Below are 17,311 nucleotides of genomic sequence, written 5' to 3'. Positions count from 1 at the left end.
GCGATCATGCTGAACCCCATAGAACCCTGGTTCTCAAGATGCTGCGGATTCGCGGCAGTTGGGGGGATTTACACGCGGTGCGAGCCGCGTGTGGGGGGATGATTCATGACGGTGCCTGCGCACCACCATGCGGGACGTTCCGGCGGCACGGTGACCTACCGCCGCCTCAGAAAATCGCTGCCGAAATACGACTACGAGCACTACAGCCGACTGGCGGGGCCCCTCACCCAGCCGGAGCCGGGCAGACCGTACACCGTCCGCTACCGCTCGCTGCTGGCCCAGGAGCCGCACCGGATCCGGGCCACGCTGATGCTCTGCGCGGCGCCGCTGCTGTCGGTGGTGCTGCTGGTGTGGCTGCTGAGGCCGGCGCACTGGACCGAGCGCGACCACCCGGCCCACGGCTTCCTGCCCGCCCTCGACATCGTGATGCTGGTGTCGATCGGCCTGATCGAGTTCTTCCGCTGTCTGAACGTGCTGTCCAACGCGCACGCCACCCTGGTCGCCCGCGACCCCGTCCCGGTGGTGCCCCAGACCGGCACCCGCGTCGCCTTCCTCACCTCCTTCGTGCCCGGCAAGGAGCCCCTGGAGATGGTGACGAAGACCCTTCAGGCCGCCGTCCGCCTGCGCCACCGGGGTCTGCTGCACGTCTGGCTGCTCGACGAGGGCGACGACCCCGAGGTGAAGGAGGTCTGCGCGCGCCTGGGCGTGCACCACTTCAGCCGCAAGGGCGTCGAGCGCTGGAACCGGCCGTCGGGCCCGCACCGCGCGAAGACCAAGCACGGCAACTACAACGCGTGGCTGGAGGCCCACGGCGACGCCTACGACTACTTCGCCTCCGTCGACACCGACCACGTACCGCTGCCCAACTACCTGGAGCGGATGCTGGGCTACTTCCGCGACCCGGACGTCGGCTTCGTCATCGGACCGCAGGTCTACGGCAACTACGACACGTTCGTCACCAAGGCCGCGGAGTCCCAGCAGTTCCTCTTCCACGCCCTGATCCAACGGGCCGGCAACCGCTACGGCGCCCCGATGTTCGTGGGCACCTCCAACGCCGTGCGGATCAGCGCGCTGAAGCAGATCGGCGGGCTGTACGACTCGATCACCGAGGACATGGCCACCGGCTTCGAGATGCACCGCACCCGCAATCCGGCCACGGGACGAAGGTGGCGGTCGGTCTACACCCCGGACGTGCTCGCGGTCGGCGAGGGCCCGGCCGCCTGGACCGACTTCTTCACCCAGCAGCTGCGCTGGTCCCGCGGCACCTACGAGACGATCCTCAAGCAGTACTGGAAGGGCTTCTTCAGCATGCCGCCGGGCAAGCTCTTCAACTACACGATGATGATCGTCTTCTACCCGATGTCGGCCCTCAACTGGATCCTGGCCGCGCTGAGCTGCGCGCTGTTCCTGGGCCTCGGCGCCTCGGGCGTGAACATCGACCCGGCGGTGTGGCTGATGCTGTACGGCAACGCCTCGGCGTTGCAGATCGGCCTGTACCTGTGGAACCGGCGGCACAACGTCTCCCCGCACGAGCCGGAGGGGTCGGGCGGGGTGGCCGGCATGGCCATGTCGGCGCTGTCGGCCCCGGTGTACGCCCGCTCGCTGATGGACGCCGTACTGCGGCGCAGGAGCAGGTTCGTGGTGACGCCGAAGGGGGACTCCGCCAGCCCGGACACGCTGTTCGGGACCTTCCGGATCCATCTGTTCTTCGTGCTGGTCTTCGCCGTGTCCATCGTCGCCGGGTTCGTGTTCGGGCACGCCCAGCCCGCGATGATCGTCTGGGCCTCGTTCGCCCTGCTGGTCACCGCCTCGCCGATCGTGGCATGGCGGGTGGTCGTACGGGAGGCGAAGGTACGCGAGACGAGGGCGCGGGAGGAGAAGACGCGGGAGACGAGAACGCGGCCGCCGCAGGAGGCGCGGGACGGCGAGCGAGTGCCGCCGCAGGGCACGGTTCCCACGGTCGAGACCGTCTGGGAGGTCCCGGTGGGGGGTCCTCCGGGCGGACCGGGCGGCCTGGGCGGACCGGGCGGCCTGGGGGGACGTGAGGAATGAGGGACGAGGTCGGCCGTTTCGTCGTCCATCGGCGTGCCCGCAGGTTCGCGCTCACCACGGCGGTCGTCGTCGTGCTGGCCGGGATGAACGGGCCGTGGCTCTACCGCTTCGGGACGCAGAAGTACCACCAGTACGCCATCGACCAGCCCGAGTACAAGGCGGCCAACGGCCACTGGCAGATCGTCGAGTTCCCGAAGGAGTATCGCCAGGACACCATCCACGCGGTGCTGCTGCACACCGGGAAGGTCCTGCTGGTCGCGGGCTCCGGCAACAACCAGGACAACTTCGACGCGAAGAAGTTCGACACCCGGATCTGGGACCCGGCGAAGGGCACCGTGAAAAAGGTGCCCACCCCCAACGACCTGTTCTGCACCGGCCACACCCAGCTCGCGAACGGCTCCGTCCTCATCGCGGGCGGGACGAAACGGTACGAGAAACTGAAGGGGGACGTCACCAAGGCCGGCGGGCTGATGATCGTCCACAACGAGAACCCGGACAAACCGATCACCTTGCCGGCGGGGACGGCGTTCACCGGGCGCGAGAACCGCAAGACGTTCGTGTCGAAGGACCCGGTTCTCGTGCCGCGCGCGACGAAGGTCTTCGACAGGAAGACCGGGAAGTTCCTGCGCAACGACCCGGGCCTCGGCCGGATCTACGTCGAGGCACAGAAGTCGGGGACGAAGTACGAGACCGGGACCCAGGACATCTACCGGATCCGGGGACTGAACGGCGTCGACGCGCGCAACACCTACGGCATCGCGCAGAAACTCGCCCTCGACAAGAAGGACTTCCAGGGGATCCGGGACGCCTACGAGTTCGACCCGGTCGCCGAGAAGTACATCAAGGTCGATCCGATGAACGAGGCCCGCTGGTATCCGACGCTCACGACCCTGAGCGACGGGAAGATCCTCAGCGTCTCCGGGCTCGACGACATCGGGCAGTTGGTACCGGGCAAGAACGAGGTGTTCGACCCGGCCACCGGGAAATGGACGTACACGAAGAAGGTCCGGCAGTTTCCCACGTATCCCGCGTTGTTCCTGATGCAGGACGGAAAGATTTTCTACTCCGGTTCCAACGCGGGGTACGGGCCCGCGGACGTGGGGCGCGATCCCGGCATCTGGGACGTGACCGGCAACGGCTTCACCAGGCTGCCGGGCCTGAGCGACCCGGACCTGATGGAGACCTCGGCGACCGTGCTGCTGCCGCCCGCGCAGGACGAGCGGTACATGGTCGTCGGCGGCGGGGGCGTCGGGGAGTCGCCGCGCTCCAGCGCGCGGACCCGGCTCGTGGACCTGCTCGACGAGAGCCCGCGCTTCGTGAACGGCCCCTCGCTGGAGAAGGGAACACGGTATCCGCAGGTTTCCGTGCTCCCCGACGACAGTGTGCTGGTGTCCGGCGGCTCGGAGGACTACCGGGGACGGGGCGACTCCAACATTCTGCAGGCCCGTCTCTACCACCCGCAGAGCAATGCGTTCGAGCGGGTCGCCGATCCACTGGTGGGCCGCAACTACCATTCCGGGTCGCTGCTGTTGCCCGACGGCAGGGTGATGTTCTTCGGGTCCGACTCACTGTACGGCGACGCGGCGAACACGAAACCCGGAAAGTTCGAGCAGCGGATCGAGATCTATTCGCCGCCCTATCTGTATCGGGGGGAGCGGCCGGAGTTCTCCGGCGGGCCGAAGAGCATTGCCCGCGGCGCGTCCGGGGTGTTCACGTCGGCGGACGCTTCGTCCCTTCGGAAAGTACGGCTGATTCGACCGAGTGCGTCCACGCATGTGACGGACGTGGATCAGCGGTCGGTCGCGGCCGAATTCACCGTCACGGGAAACAAGGTACGGGTCACCGTGCCGACGAACCGGAATCTGGTGCCGAGCGGCTGGTACATGCTGTTCGCCGACGACAGCCGTGGGGTTCCCAGTGAGGCACGGTGGGTGAAGGTGCCGTAGCCGGCGTGCAGCGCACCGGGGGGGCTTGCGGCAAGGCCCCCGGTGCGCGGCAGCATCACCGGCCGAGGCCGGAATCTCCGCGGGCCAGTCGCAGGGCGTACGCCGCCCACCAGTCCCCTGCCTTGGGGCCGCCCTTGCACTCGCCGTCCGACTCACCCGGGCGCTTCACCCACAGGTAGGCGTCGACCAGGGGGTCCGCCGTCCGGGTCGTCGGGGTGGGGCCCAGGGCGCGGCCCGGCGGATTGCACCAGCGCTCCGCCGGGTCGCCCTCCTCGTACGGGCCGTTGCCGTTGCGGCTGGTGTCGACGACGAAGTGCTTGCCGCCCGTCTTCGCCGAGAGCTGCTTGCCGTACGCGATGGAGTCCTCGGTGGAGTAGAAGTTGGAGACGTTGACGGCGAAACCGTCGGCGCGGGCCAGCCCGGCCCGCCGGAGGGGCTCGTGGATCTGGTCGGGATGACCCCAGCCGGCGTTGCCCGCGTCCAGGTAGACCTTCGTGTTCTTCAGGGCCTTGAGGGCGGTGACGGCGTCGTCCAGGAGGTCGTAGCGCTCCTCGTGGAAGGCGGCAGGGGTGCAGCCGTCGACCAGGTGGAGGAGGGCGTCGGGTTCGAGGACGACGATCGCGGGGCGGTCGGCGATGCCCCGGGCCACGGCGGCGACCCAGGCGCGGTAGGCGGCCCCGTCGGATGCGCCGCCCTGGGAGTACTGGCCGCAGTCGCGGTGCGGGATGTTGTAGAGGACGAGGAGCGGGGTGCGGCCCACCCGGTCGGCGGCCTCGGTGAAGCCGCGGGCCTCCTGTTCCGGGTTCTCCGGGCCGAGCCACTGGCCGGCCGGCTGCTCGGCGATCTTCCGGACCGCGGCGGCCTCGTCCTTCTCGCCGGCCTTCTCGTAGACGGCCGCCTGACGGGCCGCCGAGCCGTCCGGGTTGACCCAGAACGGGTCGGCCTCCTTGGGTTGTTGGGTGACCGCGGGCCCGCGCGCCGACTCGCTCGGTGGCCGGTTCATGGGTCCGCTCGTGGGCCTTTCGGCCTTGCCGCCGCCGTCGTCGTCGCCGCCGCCGCCGCCCGATGAGCATGCGGTGAGCAGCAGCACCGCGCCCAGCAAGGACGCGGCCCCCCTCCTGACGTACATCCAACTCCCCCTTGGGTGCACGGACTTGCTCACGGACCTGCTCACGGACCTGCTCACGGACTTCCGCACGGCTTCCGCATGGCTTCCGCATCGGCCCTGCCCCGGTATCAATCCTGACATAAGACCCGCACTGCCCACGAGGGCGCCGGAAAGCGGTCTTTACGGCCGCCAAGGGGGTAGGTGAACCTGACAGCCTCCCGCGTCTGTCGCCGGGTTACTCCCGCAATCCGAGCGCGCGCGGTCGAGGACCGGCTCGGTCGGCGGTTTCCGGGGGAGCGGATCGTCGACCGGGCCGGGGCACGTGACGTGACGTGATGTGACATCACGTCAGGTCAGGTCAGGTCAGGTCAGGTCAGGCGGTAGTGCCCGTCAGGTACGCCGACACGATCACGTTGGCCGTGTAGCTGCGGGTCGCCCGGTCGAAGGTGCCGCCGCAGGTGATCAGGCGCAGTTCGGCGCGGTCCGGCCGGCGGGGGCCGTAGGCCTGACGGGCGTCGAAGTGGTCGCGCTGGACGACTTCGACGTCGTCGACGATGAACTCGGCGACCTTGCCGTCGTCCCGGACCACCCGGACCGTCTCGCCGGCCTTGAGGGTGCTGAGCCGGTAGAAGACGGCGGGCCGGGTCTCGGTGTCGACGTGTCCGACCAGCAGGGCGGTGCCCTTGGCGCCGGGTTGCGCACCGCCGGCGTACCAGCCGACGACGCCCGCCTGGTCGAAGGGCGGCGGGTCGACGGCCCCCCGGTCATCGAGGCCGCGCGCGACGACCGGGGCCTGGACGCCCAGGTCGGGGATGTCGACGCGCTGCGGCATCGCCTGCCCCAACGGCTTTGCCGCGGGCGGGAGTTCGGCGTCCGGCGGCCGTCCCACCGCGGCGATGTCGCCTGTCGCGGGGGCGGATATGTCGTGCCGTACGTCGGTCACCTCACGCCCCCACAGCCACAGTCCGAGCAGCAGCACCGCCCAGGCCAGGCCGGTGAGGAAGCGACCGGAAGAGCGTTCGCCGTCGGACATCGCCTATTCCGCCCCGCGTCTGCTGCGCATCCCGCGGAACACGACGACGGTCGCGGCGACGCCCGCGAGCACCAGCCCGATGACCGTGTGCGCGGTGCCGGGGCCCCGGACGTCCGCCCGCGCGTCATCGACGACGGCGAGCGGACGGAGCGGGGCGGCACCGCCGCCGCCCGCCTGGACAGGCGCGACGGGGGTGGTGGCGGGCGTGGCCGACCGATGCGACGGCGACGATGCGACGACCTCGATCCGGCCCTTCAGCTGGGAGCCGACGCAGGTGATCCGTACGTCGTAGCCGCCGGGCTCCAGCGAGGAGCGGACCCGGGTGTCGCCGACGAGCGTGCCGCCGGTTCCACCTGTACCGCCGGTTCCACCAGTACCACCGCTGACACCGAGTACACCGGTGTCGCCGGTGTCGCCGGTGTCGCCGGTGTCGCCGGTGCTGACGAGTCGGGCGTCCGCGACGAAGGCGTCCGAGGCCGCGGTGGCGGTTCTGCCGCCGCAGCCGGCCACCTTCAGCGTGACGTCGGCGCCGGGCGAGGGCGCGGACGGCGTCACGGAGACGCTCCCGCCCCCGCTCCCGCCGCCGTCCTGGCCGCCTTCGCCCGCTGCGTACGCCGTGGGGACGAGCACCGCGGCGACGACCGCGAGACCCACACAGAGAGTGACTTTCAATGAGCCCATGGTGAACCTCCAGCTGTCTGGAGAGTCCCCCGACCGAACCCGATGCGCATCCGCAGACGGGTCCTCACTGCTCCGTATGGGTGGGTTCCGCCGTGGTGCGGATTTCAGACGCGGTCGACGAGGTCCGCGATCGAGTCCACGACCTTCGACGGACGGTACGGGAAATTCTCGACCTGCTCGGGCCGGGTCAGGCCGGTGAGCACGAGGAAGGTCTGCATCCCGGCCTCCATGCCGGCCAGTACGTCGGTGTCCATGCGGTCGCCGATCATCGCGCTGGTCTCGGAGTGGGCGCCGATGGCGTTCAGCCCGGTGCGCATCATCAGCGGGTTGGGCTTGCCCGCGAAGTACGGGGTCTTGCCGGTCGCCTTGGTGATCAGCGCGGCGACGGCTCCGGTGGCCGGGAGCGCGCCCTCGGCGGAGGGGCCGGTCTCATCCGGGTTGGTGCAGATGAAACGGGCGCCGTCGTTGATGAGCCGGACGGCCTTCGTCATCGCCTCGAAGGAGTAGGTGCGGGTCTCGCCCAGGACGACGTAGTCGGGCTCGTGGTCGGTGAGGATGTAGCCGATGTCGTGCAGCGCGGTGGTCAGCCCCGCCTCGCCGATGACGTACGCCGTGCCGTCGGGGCGCTGGTCGCCGAGGAACTGGGCGGTGGCCAGCGCGGAGGTCCAGATGTTGCCGATCGGCACGTCCAGGCCCATGCGCTGGAGGCGGGCGTGCAGGTCGCGCGGGGTGTAGATCGAGTTGTTGGTGAGGACCAGGAACGGCTTGCCGGACTCGCGCAGCTTCTTCAGGAAGGCGTCGGCGCCGGGGATCGGCACACCCTCGTGGATGAGCACACCGTCCATGTCGGTGAGCCACGACTCGATGGGCTTGCGGTCTGCCATGTGCGGGATCTCCCTGCCGTACGCCTGTACGCGGTTGCTGCGCGGGTACGCGGTTGCTGCGTACGCCGCCCCAGCCTAGCCACAGGCCCGATCTTGAGGGAATGGCCGGATTCCATGCGTCCACTGGCTGGGATACGCCCCCGCGTCAACGACGTCGACGCGCTGCTCGGCGGGCCGGTCGGCGGGCCAGCAGCAGGGCCGCTCCGGCAGCGAGGAAGCAGGCGGTGACCGCGGCGAGGCCGACAGGTGAGGTGAGACCGGTGCGGGCGAGCTCCGCCGCCTCGTCGGCGAGGGAGAGGTGGCCGGAGTCCGTGGCGGAGGCGGCGGGGGTGGGGAGGGGAACCGCGAGGGACGTGGGGAGGGAGGTGGGGAGGGAGGTGCCCGTGGGGGCGTGAGTGAGGGCGCCCGAGTCTGGGGCGGTGCCGGCCTCGATGTCGGTGTCAGCGTCGGTATCGGTGTGGGTGTCGGCGGAGGAGGTGGCAGTGGAGGCGGTGGAGGCGGTGGAGGTGGCGGTGGAGGCCGTGGCCGTGGCCGTGGCGTCGGACTCGATGGCGAAGCGGTAGTCGTTCGACTGTCCGATCCAGTCGCCGTCGTCACCGTGGCGCTGGACGACGGCCGCGTTGGCGGTGACGGTGTTCCGGACGGCGTCCGAGCCGAGCGCGAGGCGCAGCTTGACGGTGAGGGTGCGGCCGGGGCCGACGGTGAAGCCGGGGAAGTCGTCGGCTTCGTCGGCGTGCTCATCGGCGTGCTCATCGGTGAACGCCCCGACCAGTTCGTCGTCTTCCGTGGGCACGAAGCGGACCGGGTGCGGCTCTTTGCCGACGTAGAACTCCAGGTGCGGCTGGGACGGCTTCAGGGCGCGTCGGGCGTCGACCAGGACGACGACCGGATGGACGCCCTCGCAGGCACGACGGGTGGTGTTGGTGAGGTCGAGATACCAGATGCCGAATCCGCCCCCGGCCCGGAAGGAGGCTGGGCCGCCGTGGAGGCGGGTGGTGAGGGGGAAGCCACCGGTGTCGGGGCCCACGCAACTCGGGCCGGCTTCCGCGTGCGCGGACGCGGGGAGGAAGGCGGCGGCCACGGCGAGGCAGAGGGAGACAGGCGGGCACAGTCGCATGAACACGTGAGCCTGCACGAAGGAACGGCGCGGAAAGCCCCGGCACACCGCACGACCGTACGAATCCCCTCGTTCGGCGGAGGAACTGAGGGGCGAAGGGACTGAGGGAGTGGGGGGACTGAGGGAGTGGGGGGACTGGGGGACTGGGGGCGAAGGGGCGGAGCCGAGAAATGGGGAGCCGAGGAGAGGGGGTCAGCCGTCCCCGCGGCCGAACACCGGTGCCAGCAGCAGTTGGGCCGCGCCCTCCGCGACGCCTCGGGCGCCGCCGGGAGCGAGCCGTACCGGTACGGCGCCCTCCGGGGATCCCTCGCGCCGGGCGCGGGCGTCGAGGACGGCGGCGACGCCGTGCACGAACGGCTCCGGATCGGCCGCGATCGTACGACCGCCCAGCAGCACGGCGTCGATGTCGAGCAGTCCGGCCAGGTTCGCGGCGGCCTCGCCGAGTACGCGTGCCGCCTCGGCCACGTCCCCCCGCCCGATGGCCGCCAGGCACAGCGCCTCGACGCAGCCCCGGTTGCCGCAGGTGCAGGGCGGCCCGTCCAGCTGGATGACCTGGTGTCCGAACTCCCCCGCGCCGGTGCGGGCGCCCCGGTGGACGGTCCCGCCGATCACCAGGCCGGCGCCGAGGCCCGTCCCGAGGTGGAGGCAGGCGAAGGAGCCGCGCTCACCGCCGACGGCGAGGCCGAGCGCGGCCGCGTTGGTGTCCTTGTCGACGACCACCGGCGCCCCGAGCCGCGCCGCCAGCACGTCCCGCAACGGAAACCCGTCCCACTCGGGAAACCCGGTGACCCGGTGCAGCACGCCATGGGCATGATCAAGAGGACCGGGAAGAGCCACCCCGACCCCAAGGAGCGTGCCCAGCGCGAGGCGCTGTTCACGCCCCGCGGTGGACGCGACACCGACACCCTCGGCCCCGCCCGGCACAACGCCCCCGGACCCGCCCCGCGCAACATCCCCGGGCCCGCCCGGCACGACACCCTCGGACCCGCCCGGGACAACCCCCTCGGGTCCGCCCCGCACAACGCCCCCGGACCCGCCCGGCACAACGCCCCCGGACCCACCCCGCACGCCAGCCACCCCGGACCCACCCCGCACGCCAGCCACCCCGGACCCACCCCGCACGCCAGCCACCCCGGCCTCACCCCCCGCGACACTTACCGACCCGCCCTTCACGACAGCCGCCCGGGACTCACCGCCCACGACACCCCCGATGGCCTCCCCGGCCTCCCATGCGACCGCTGTCACCTCCCTCACCACCGCCCCCAGCACCGCCTCCGCTCCCGCGCCCAGCGACAGGGGGACGCACCGCTCTCCGACCACCCGGCCGTCGAGGTCGGCCAGGACCACCCTCAGCTCGTCCCGGTCCAGGTGGACGCCGACCGCGTGGCCGGCGTCGGGGACCAGGCGCAGGACCGTGCGCGGCTTGCCGCCGGTCGAGGCGCGGTGGCCCGCCTCCGCCGCCAGTCCGTCCTCCCGCAGCCGCGCGGTGATCTTGCTGACCGCCTGCGGGGTGAGCCCGGTGCGCTCGGCGAGTTCGAGCCGGCTGATGCCGTCCGGACCGGCCGTGCGCAGCAGGTCGAGCACGAGCGCGGTGTTGTGGCTGCGCAGGGCGAGCAGGTTCACCCCTGCGCCTGTGGTGCGACCGCCGCCGTCCGTCCTGTTCACGCCCCCATTCTCCCCTCTGCTTGCACTTTGGCAACAGCGTTGCCAAAGTGGGTGCCATGACAGGTACTCCTCTCCGCGTGGGCCTGATCGGTTACGGCCTCGCAGGCTCCGTCTTCCACGCCCCGCTGATCGCCGCGACCGAGGGCCTCGTCCTCGACACGGTGGTCACCTCGAACCCCGAGCGGCAGGAGCAGGCCCGCGCCGAGTTCCCGGACGTACGCGTCGCCGCCACCCCCGACGACCTGCCGGCCCGGGTCGGCGAGCTGGACCTGGTCGTCATCGCGTCCCCGAACAAGACGCACGTGCCGCTCGCGACGGCCGCCCTGAAGGCCGGTCTGCCGGTCGTCGTCGACAAGCCGGTCGCCGGCACCGCGGCCGAGGCGCGTGAGCTGGCCGCCCTCGCCGAGGAGCGCGGCCTGCTCCTGTCCGTCTTCCAGAACCGCCGCTGGGACAACGACTTCCTGACCCTGCGAGAGCTCGTCGCGGACGGCGAACTGGGCGACGTATGGCGCTTCGAGTCCCGGTTCGAGCGGTGGCGGCCGCTGCCGAAGGGCGGCTGGCGGGAGTCCGGCGACCCGGCAGAGATCGGAGGTCTCCTCTACGATCTCGGCAGTCACGTCGTCGACCAGGCGCTGGTCCTCTTCGGCCCGGTGGTCTCCGTGTACGCCGAGACGGACGTGCGCCGGCCGGGCGCGGAGACCGACGACGACACGTTCATCGCGCTGACGCACGCGAACGGCGTCCGCTCCCACCTCTACGTCTCCGCGACGACCGCCCAGCTCGGCCCGCGCTTCCGGGTGCTGGGCTCGAAGGCGGGCTATGTGAAGTACAGCCTGGACCCGCAGGAGGCGGCGCTGAGGGAAGGCGAGCGCCCGGGCGCGACGGCGGACGCGGGCTGGGGCACGGAGCCCGAGGAGCTGTGGGGCCGTCTCGGCGCCGGAGAGTCGCCGCTGACCGGCGGCGGACGACCCGTACGGACCCTCCCCGGCGACTACCCGGCCTACTACGCTGCGGTGGCCAAGGCACTGATCGACGGCGGCCCCAACCCGGTGACCGCTGTCGAGGCGGCTGCCGCCCTCGATGTCCTGGAGGCGGCCCGCCGTTCGGCACGAGACAAGGTGGCGGTGACGCTGTAATGGGCACCCACGAGATCACCCCGAAGTTCACCCCGGAGATCACCCCGACCCTGGAGGAGCTCCAGGGCCAGGAACGGCGACTGGTCTTCCCCCAGTTCACGAACGACGACGCGTGGGCGCTCGGCTCACTGCTGGTGGAGCTGGCCCGCGAGCGCCAGGCGCCGGTCGCCGTCGACATCCACCGCGCCGGCCAGCAGCTCTTCCACGCGGCCCTGCCCGGCTCGACCCCCGACAACGACGCCTGGATCGCCCGCAAGCGCCGGGTGGTGGAACGCTTCGGCGCCTCCTCCTACCTGGTGGGCGCCCGCCACCGCGCCAAGGGCACGACGTTCGAGGAGTCCTCCCGCCTGGACCCCGACGAGTACGCGGCCCACGGCGGCTCCTTCCCCGTCAACGTGGAGGGCGTGGGCATCGTGGGCGCGGTGACGGTGTCCGGCCTCCCCCAGCTGGAGGACCACCGCTTCGTGGTGGAGGTACTGGAACAGTTCCTGGAAAAGTACCTGTAGGTGAGACGCCCTCAGGGGCGCGGGCGCGGTTGCCCGGCCCCCGAGGCGGAGCGTCACGCGTCCTTGAACTCCTGGCGTTGCCTGCCCAGCCCGGAGATCTCCAGCTCGACCACGTCGCCGGCCCGCAGGAACGGCTTGGGCTCGGGCGCGCCCAGCGCCACGCCCGCCGGTGTCCCGGTGTTGATGACGTCGCCGGGGTACAGCGTCATGAACTGGCTGACGTACCGCACGACCTCCCCCACGGGAAAGATCTGCTCGGCCGTCGTCCCGTCCTGCTTCAGCTCCCCGTTGACCCACAGCCTCAGGGACAGCTCCTGCGGGTCGGGCACGTCGTCCGCCGTCACCAGCCAGGGCCCCAGCGGGTTGAACGTCTCGCAGTTCTTGCCCTTGTCCCAGGTCCCGCCCCGCTCGATCTGGAACTCCCGCTCGGACACGTCGTGCGCGACGGCATACCCCGCGACGTGCGCGAGCCCTTCCTCCGCCGACCCCAGGTAGCGGGCCGTGCGCCCGATGACGACCGCCAGCTCCACCTCCCAGTCGGTCTTCGCGGACCCGCGGGGGACGAGCACGGTGTCGTACGGCCCCACGACCGTGTCCGCCGCCTTGAAGAAGATGACGGGCTCGGCGGGCGGCTCGGCCCCCGTCTCCCGGGCGTGGTCGTGGTAGTTCAGCCCGATGCACACGATCTTGCCGATCCGGGCCAGCGGCGGCCCGACCCGCAGCCCGGCCGGGTCCAGGACGGGCAGCCCGCCGGAGTCGGCGGCGGCCCGGATCCGGCCGAGGGCCTCGTCGTCGGCGAGCAGCGCGCCGTCGATGTCGTCCACGACACCCGAGAGGTCGCGCAGCGTGTCGTCGGCTTCGAGCAGCGCGGGGCGCTCCACGCCCGCCGTACCGACTCGCAGCAGCTTCATGGTCCGTCACCGTCTTCCTAGATCGCGGAGCGTCCGCCGACGGGTGCAGCCATCGGATGACTGCTCGATCCTCCAAGCTGGACGTCCGCTCCGCAATACCCGGTTCACGTACTGGACCGCCACCTGGACTGGACTGTCACCTGTACAGGACCGTCACCTGTACAGGACGGCTCGTTCGACGGCGCTCCAGGTCGAGCTGGTGATCACGTACAGCGCGGCGGCCAGCGGCACGACGGCCACGGTGATCAGGGTGAAGAAGGACATGAACGGCACCACCTTGGTGAGGGCGCCGACCCCGGGCACGTCCTGGCCGCCGGTCTCGGGCAGCGGCATCCGCTTGGCGCGCACGTAGTTGAAGGAGGCGACGGCGGCGACGAGGGCGAACAGCACGAGGTAGACCACTCCGGCCCCGCCGACGAGCCCGGTCCCGGCGAGCGCGTCGGTCCAGCGGTCGCCGAGGGGCGCGGCGAGCAGCCGGTGGTCGAGCAGTTCGTTGCCCGCCCCGTCGATCGAGGAGCTGGAGAAGAGGCGGTAGAGCACGAAGAACGCGGGGAGTTGCAGCAGGCTGGGCAGGCAGCCCGACAGCGGTGACACCTTCTCCTCGGCGTGCAGTTCCAGCACGGCCTTCTGGAGCCGCTCGGGGTCCTTCGCATGCTTCCTGCGCAGCTCGGCGACCTTCGGCTGCAGTGCCGTCCGTGCCTTCTGGCCGCGGGCGGCCGCCCGGGAGAGGGGATGGACGAGGAGTCGTACGAGTGCCGTGAACAGGACGATCGCGGCGGCCGCGGCGGATGCGCCGAACAGCGGGTGGAGCAGGTCGGCGAGATGGCCGACCAGGTCGGCGAAGACGGACATGAGTACGGACATGGGTGAGGAGCCCTCCGGGGGTTCTCGTCGTGCCGGGATGGGTGCCGGAACGTTCCGGGCATGGCGGCAGGACGACCCGCGCGGGGCCACGAGGTCGGGAGTGAGGCCCTACGCGACGGTCGTCGGGAGGGCGTGGCCGGGCGCCCTGGGGCGGGGCCGGCCGGAGGCGTCGGGGTCGCGTTGCGGCAGGAAGGCCGTACGGCGGGCCCGGTCCCTGATGGCCGTGCGCACCCGGGTGGGCGGGACGGCGGGGGCGCTGCGCGCGGCGACGAGCGTGCAGACGGCGAGCGCCGAACCGGCCGCGGCGGTCGCGGCGAGCGCGACGGCGGCGGAGAGGCTGCCGGTGTCGAGGAGGAGGACGTCGAGCACGAGGAGGAACAGGAGCGGCGCGGAGCGCGCGGTGAACCGACTGCGGATCACGCTGCTTCCCCCCTTCCTCCACCGGACCTTCGGTACGGATCCCCATGGATCCGTCTGAATCTTCCTGGATCCCCTGGATCTCCTGGATCTCCCTTCGTTTATACCTCAGTTGCGATTGCGAGGTGTCTCGGCGGTGGCGACTCCCGGCTTGTATCAAGTGTTTGACACAAGGTGCGGCCGACGGCATCTTGTACTCACCACTTGATACAAGCGGCACGCTCATCGTTCGCATGACTCACCGGGGGACTCGACATGCTCGACACCGTCTCGCCCGAAAGACTCCTCGCCCGCGCCGATCTCTGCGCCCGCTGGGCCGGGCTGGCGTTGGGCGTCGTGGTCGCCCAGGCGCTGGCCACCATGGACAGCGACGACATGGCCATGCCGTTCGTGTCCGCCGTCACGGCGTTCGGCCTGTGCGCGGTCGGCGGGGTCCTGCTCGGCGACTCCCTCACCCCCGCCCCGCTGGAGGCGGTCCGCACCGCCGTCCTCGCCCCGCGCCGCGTCCGGGACCACGTACCGCCCCGCATGGCGCCCCTGCTCGTCTTCCAGACGGCCTGCATCGCCGTCCTGCTGACGATCGGCGCCGCCGCGGCCTCCCCCGACAGGGCCGGCCGGACGGGCCGCACCCTCGCCGTCACCTGCTCCACCGTGACCAGGCACCTCGGCCCGTGGCCCGGCCTCTACTACGCCGCCCCGGTCCTCGTCTCCCTCACCCTCGGCACCGCCGCCTGCGTCTGGTCCCTGCGCCGCATCGCCCACCGCCCCGGGGACAACCAGCAGCGCCACGACCGCAGTTGGGCGATCACCGGAGCCTGGGGACTGCTGGTCTCCAGCCAACTGCTGCTCGTCGTCGGGATGATCGCCAGGGTGTTGTTCTACTCGAAGTGCGCCGGAATGCTGGGCAACGTCACGGCGCTGGTGATCTACCCGCTGGGCCTGCTGAGCCTGTTCGCGCTCGGCTGGTCCCTGTTCACGATCGTCGCGCCCCGGGCCGTGGACGATGAGTGAACCCGCCGTCCGCGTCGACACTGCCAGCCAGGTGCCGCCGTACGAGCAGATCCGCGCCCAGCTGGCCTCGTTCATCGTCACCGGCCGATTGGTGGAGGGTGAACGGCTGCCGACCGTACGGCAGTTGGCCGCCGATCTGGGTTTGGCGCCCGGCACGGTGGCCCGCGCCTACCGTGAGCTGGAGGCCGCCGAGCTGATCCGCACCCGCCGGGGCGCGGGCACCCGGGTCGCGGCCCTCCCCGCCGAACCCCAGCACCCCGACGCCGACCGGCTCACCACCCTGGCCCGCGACTTCACCTCCGCGGCCCGTGCCCTGGGCGCCGGCACCGAGACCATCCTGAACGCCGTACGGGAGGCTCTGGAGGAGCAGACCTAGACCCATGGACGAGACCATGGCCCGGGGACAGGAGGGACACGGGGACAGGAGGGGCCCGGGGCGGCGCCTAAACAGTGGCCTCCAACAGCAGGCGCAAGGGGTACGGCGCCGACCGTCCGGCGGCTGCGGACGAGCCCGCCACCGGACGGCCCTGCGAACGTTCGTGGTCACCAGTACGGGTTCGCCATTTGCCCCGAGACCCTGCAGGTGCCGTTGTTGCAGATCTCGACCGCGATGGCGTTGATGCCCCGGACGTCCTCGAAGCTCAGGCCGTTGAACGACGCGTAGCCGCCGTGGCAGCCTTTCGTGTCGACATGCCAGGCACCGTAGTTGGTGTATTGCACGCCGCCGCCGTCGAATCCGTACTCGCGGATTCGGATCTTCGGGTTGTGGTTGTCGCAGGCCGTGTCGTTGACCGACAGGGCCACGTCGGCGTACGTGCGGCCCGGCCCGTAGTAGGTGATCGTTCCGCTTCCGCAGGCGCCGGTGAAGCAGACGTCCCTGCGTTGCGACGACGCGAGCGCGGACTCTGGTGCCGCGCTCGCCGTACCGGTCACTCCGAGGAGCGCGAGTGCCGCGATCCCGGACGCGAGCACGGCTCGTCCACGTGCAGTCTTCATGGATCCCCCTGATCACTTGGGCTTTGCGGGCATCTCCCGCTGCTTGGCGCAACCCTGCCAAGTCCAGGGCTGAGCGTCGTCAATCCCAGGGGGGCAATCCGGGTAAACCCTGGTGGTAGTGGCGAGGACGAACCTTCTAGGCGCGGGGCTGCGTCGCGACCAGCCTGCCCCACACCACCAGCCGGTAGCGGGAGGTGTACTCGGGGGTGCAGGTGGTGAGGGTGACATAGCGGCCGGGGGTGTCATAGCCGTAGGCGGGCTTGGTGAGGGAGCGGGGCACGGGCCGGATGACGCCCGAGTCGCGGGGTGAGGTCTGCGGCAGGATCTTGTCGACGGTGTAGGTGTAGGTCGCGTTGCGGGTCTCCACCTCCACCTTGTCGCCCTTCCTGAGGTGGTTGAGGTACCGGAACGGCTCACCGTGGGTGTTGCGATGCCCGGCGACCGCGAAGTTCCCGCCCTGGCCCGGCTGTTGGGTGCCGGTGTAGTGGCCGACGTACCCCTTGTTGAGCACGTGCTGCTTGCTGGTCCCCTCGGCGACGGGAACCCGCAGGTCGAGGCGAGGGATGCGGAGGACGGCGTACGCCTGGGAGGAGCGGGGGGTCACGGCGGACGACGACCCGTTCCCGGTGCCGCCGCCGGACTGCCCGGGTGCCTGACCGGAGTCGGAGCCGTCGGCAGCGGACCCGGAGCCGCTGTCGTCGCCGGCGTCACCGATGGCGTCGTCACCGGTGGGGCCGACGTCCCCGTCGGCGGCCCCCCACTCCCGCTCCAGCGCCTCCACCCTCCGCTCGGCGCCGTCCCTCGCCTCCCGGTTGGTCCACCACAGCTGGTGCACGACGAGGAGCAGGACCAACACCCCGGCGGTGACGAGCAGTTCGGCACCGCTCCAGAGCACCCGCCGGTACCGGGCGCGCCGTCGCCGCGTGCTGTGCCGTACGAGGGGAATCCGCACGCGGGGCACCATAAGGGGTGGGGGACAAGGTC

Annotated in this window: 17 protein-coding genes; 6 read left to right on the top strand and 11 right to left on the bottom strand. The window is 71.2% G+C overall.

Annotation, left to right across the window (positions count from 1 at the left end; genetic code table 11):
* Positions 1–105 precede the first annotated feature (105 nt).
* Together ACZ5SK_RS20430 and glxA are read left to right on the top strand one after the other, a co-directional pair.
* Positions 106–2,052: a glycosyltransferase family 2 protein gene (locus ACZ5SK_RS20430; RefSeq protein ID WP_334579610.1), complete on the top strand. Its 1,947-nt coding sequence runs from the start codon at positions 106–108 to the stop codon at positions 2,050–2,052.
* Positions 2,049–3,998 carry a radical copper oxidase GlxA gene (glxA, locus tag ACZ5SK_RS20425; RefSeq protein WP_468415539.1) on the top strand — a complete coding sequence of 650 codons (1,950 nt, stop codon included), beginning with the start codon at positions 2,049–2,051 and terminating at the stop codon, positions 3,996–3,998. Before ACZ5SK_RS20430 ends, glxA begins: the two co-directional genes overlap by 4 nt.
* A gap of 55 nt (positions 3,999–4,053) precedes the next feature.
* On the opposite strand, the gene ACZ5SK_RS20420 is transcribed toward glxA, so the two are convergent.
* From ACZ5SK_RS20420 to ACZ5SK_RS20395, 6 genes are all read right to left on the bottom strand, one after another.
* Positions 4,054–5,127, bottom strand: a complete 1,074-nt coding sequence (locus ACZ5SK_RS20420) for a glycoside hydrolase family 6 protein (RefSeq protein ID WP_468157121.1) — start codon at positions 5,125–5,127, stop codon at positions 4,054–4,056.
* Between the two features lie 352 nt (positions 5,128–5,479).
* Entirely contained in the window at positions 5,480–6,139 is a 660-nt protein-coding gene (locus tag ACZ5SK_RS20415; protein ID WP_468415537.1) for a class F sortase, read from the bottom strand.
* Positions 6,140–6,142: 3 nt separating this feature from the next.
* Positions 6,143–6,820, bottom strand: coding sequence for a hypothetical protein (locus ACZ5SK_RS20410; protein ID WP_468576392.1), 678 nt, complete (start codon positions 6,818–6,820; stop codon positions 6,143–6,145).
* A gap of 104 nt (positions 6,821–6,924) precedes the next feature.
* Positions 6,925–7,704, bottom strand: coding sequence for an HAD-IIA family hydrolase (locus ACZ5SK_RS20405; protein WP_361700866.1), 780 nt, complete (start codon positions 7,702–7,704; stop codon positions 6,925–6,927).
* Between the two features lie 145 nt (positions 7,705–7,849).
* Positions 7,850–8,839: a hypothetical protein gene (locus tag ACZ5SK_RS20400; RefSeq protein ID WP_334579604.1), complete on the bottom strand. Its 990-nt coding sequence runs from the start codon at positions 8,837–8,839 to the stop codon at positions 7,850–7,852.
* Between the two features lie 174 nt (positions 8,840–9,013).
* Positions 9,014–10,486 (bottom strand): ROK family protein, encoded by a 1,473-nt coding sequence (locus ACZ5SK_RS20395; protein WP_468576390.1) that lies wholly within the window; start codon positions 10,484–10,486, stop codon positions 9,014–9,016.
* A gap of 56 nt (positions 10,487–10,542) precedes the next feature.
* On the opposite strand from ACZ5SK_RS20395, the gene ACZ5SK_RS20390 reads away from it, so the two are divergent.
* Together ACZ5SK_RS20390 and ACZ5SK_RS20385 are read left to right on the top strand one after the other, a co-directional pair.
* Complete coding sequence (locus ACZ5SK_RS20390; RefSeq protein ID WP_468415534.1) at positions 10,543–11,622, top strand: Gfo/Idh/MocA family protein; 1,080 nt, start codon at positions 10,543–10,545, stop codon at positions 11,620–11,622.
* Entirely contained in the window at positions 11,622–12,128 is a 507-nt protein-coding gene (locus ACZ5SK_RS20385) for a heme-degrading domain-containing protein (RefSeq protein ID WP_334579602.1), read from the top strand. The genes ACZ5SK_RS20390 and ACZ5SK_RS20385 overlap by 1 nt, the downstream gene beginning before the upstream one ends.
* Before the next feature lie 53 nt (positions 12,129–12,181).
* Here ACZ5SK_RS20385 and ACZ5SK_RS20380 read toward each other — a convergent pair whose 3' ends face one another.
* From ACZ5SK_RS20380 to ACZ5SK_RS20370, 3 genes are all read right to left on the bottom strand, one after another.
* Entirely contained in the window at positions 12,182–13,039 is an 858-nt protein-coding gene (locus ACZ5SK_RS20380) for a fumarylacetoacetate hydrolase family protein (RefSeq protein WP_468576388.1), read from the bottom strand.
* 153 nt (positions 13,040–13,192) lie between these two features.
* A complete protein-coding gene (locus ACZ5SK_RS20375) occupies positions 13,193–13,891 on the bottom strand; it encodes a YidC/Oxa1 family membrane protein insertase (protein ID WP_457494587.1) in 699 nt (232 codons plus the stop codon).
* A gap of 120 nt (positions 13,892–14,011) precedes the next feature.
* Complete coding sequence (locus tag ACZ5SK_RS20370; RefSeq protein WP_334579600.1) at positions 14,012–14,323, bottom strand: DUF6412 domain-containing protein; 312 nt, start codon at positions 14,321–14,323, stop codon at positions 14,012–14,014.
* A 252-nt stretch (positions 14,324–14,575) separates the two neighbouring features.
* Between ACZ5SK_RS20370 and ACZ5SK_RS20365 the strand changes: the two genes are divergently transcribed.
* Together ACZ5SK_RS20365 and ACZ5SK_RS20360 are read left to right on the top strand one after the other, a co-directional pair.
* Positions 14,576–15,331 (top strand): hypothetical protein, encoded by a 756-nt coding sequence (locus ACZ5SK_RS20365; RefSeq protein ID WP_334579599.1) that lies wholly within the window; start codon positions 14,576–14,578, stop codon positions 15,329–15,331.
* Entirely contained in the window at positions 15,324–15,707 is a 384-nt protein-coding gene (locus ACZ5SK_RS20360; protein ID WP_334579598.1) for a GntR family transcriptional regulator, read from the top strand. Before ACZ5SK_RS20365 ends, ACZ5SK_RS20360 begins: the two co-directional genes overlap by 8 nt.
* A gap of 167 nt (positions 15,708–15,874) precedes the next feature.
* Here ACZ5SK_RS20360 and ACZ5SK_RS20355 read toward each other — a convergent pair whose 3' ends face one another.
* A complete protein-coding gene (locus ACZ5SK_RS20355; RefSeq protein WP_334579597.1) occupies positions 15,875–16,327 on the bottom strand; it encodes a hypothetical protein in 453 nt (150 codons plus the stop codon).
* A 136-nt stretch (positions 16,328–16,463) separates the two neighbouring features.
* Positions 16,464–17,279: a class E sortase gene (locus ACZ5SK_RS20350; RefSeq protein WP_468576385.1), complete on the bottom strand. Its 816-nt coding sequence runs from the start codon at positions 17,277–17,279 to the stop codon at positions 16,464–16,466.
* Between the last annotated feature and the right edge of the window lie 32 nt (positions 17,280–17,311).

The sequence above is a fragment of the Streptomyces sp. NPDC031474 genome (assembly GCF_055581185.1).
This window is presented reverse-complemented; position numbering and strand designations above follow the sequence as displayed.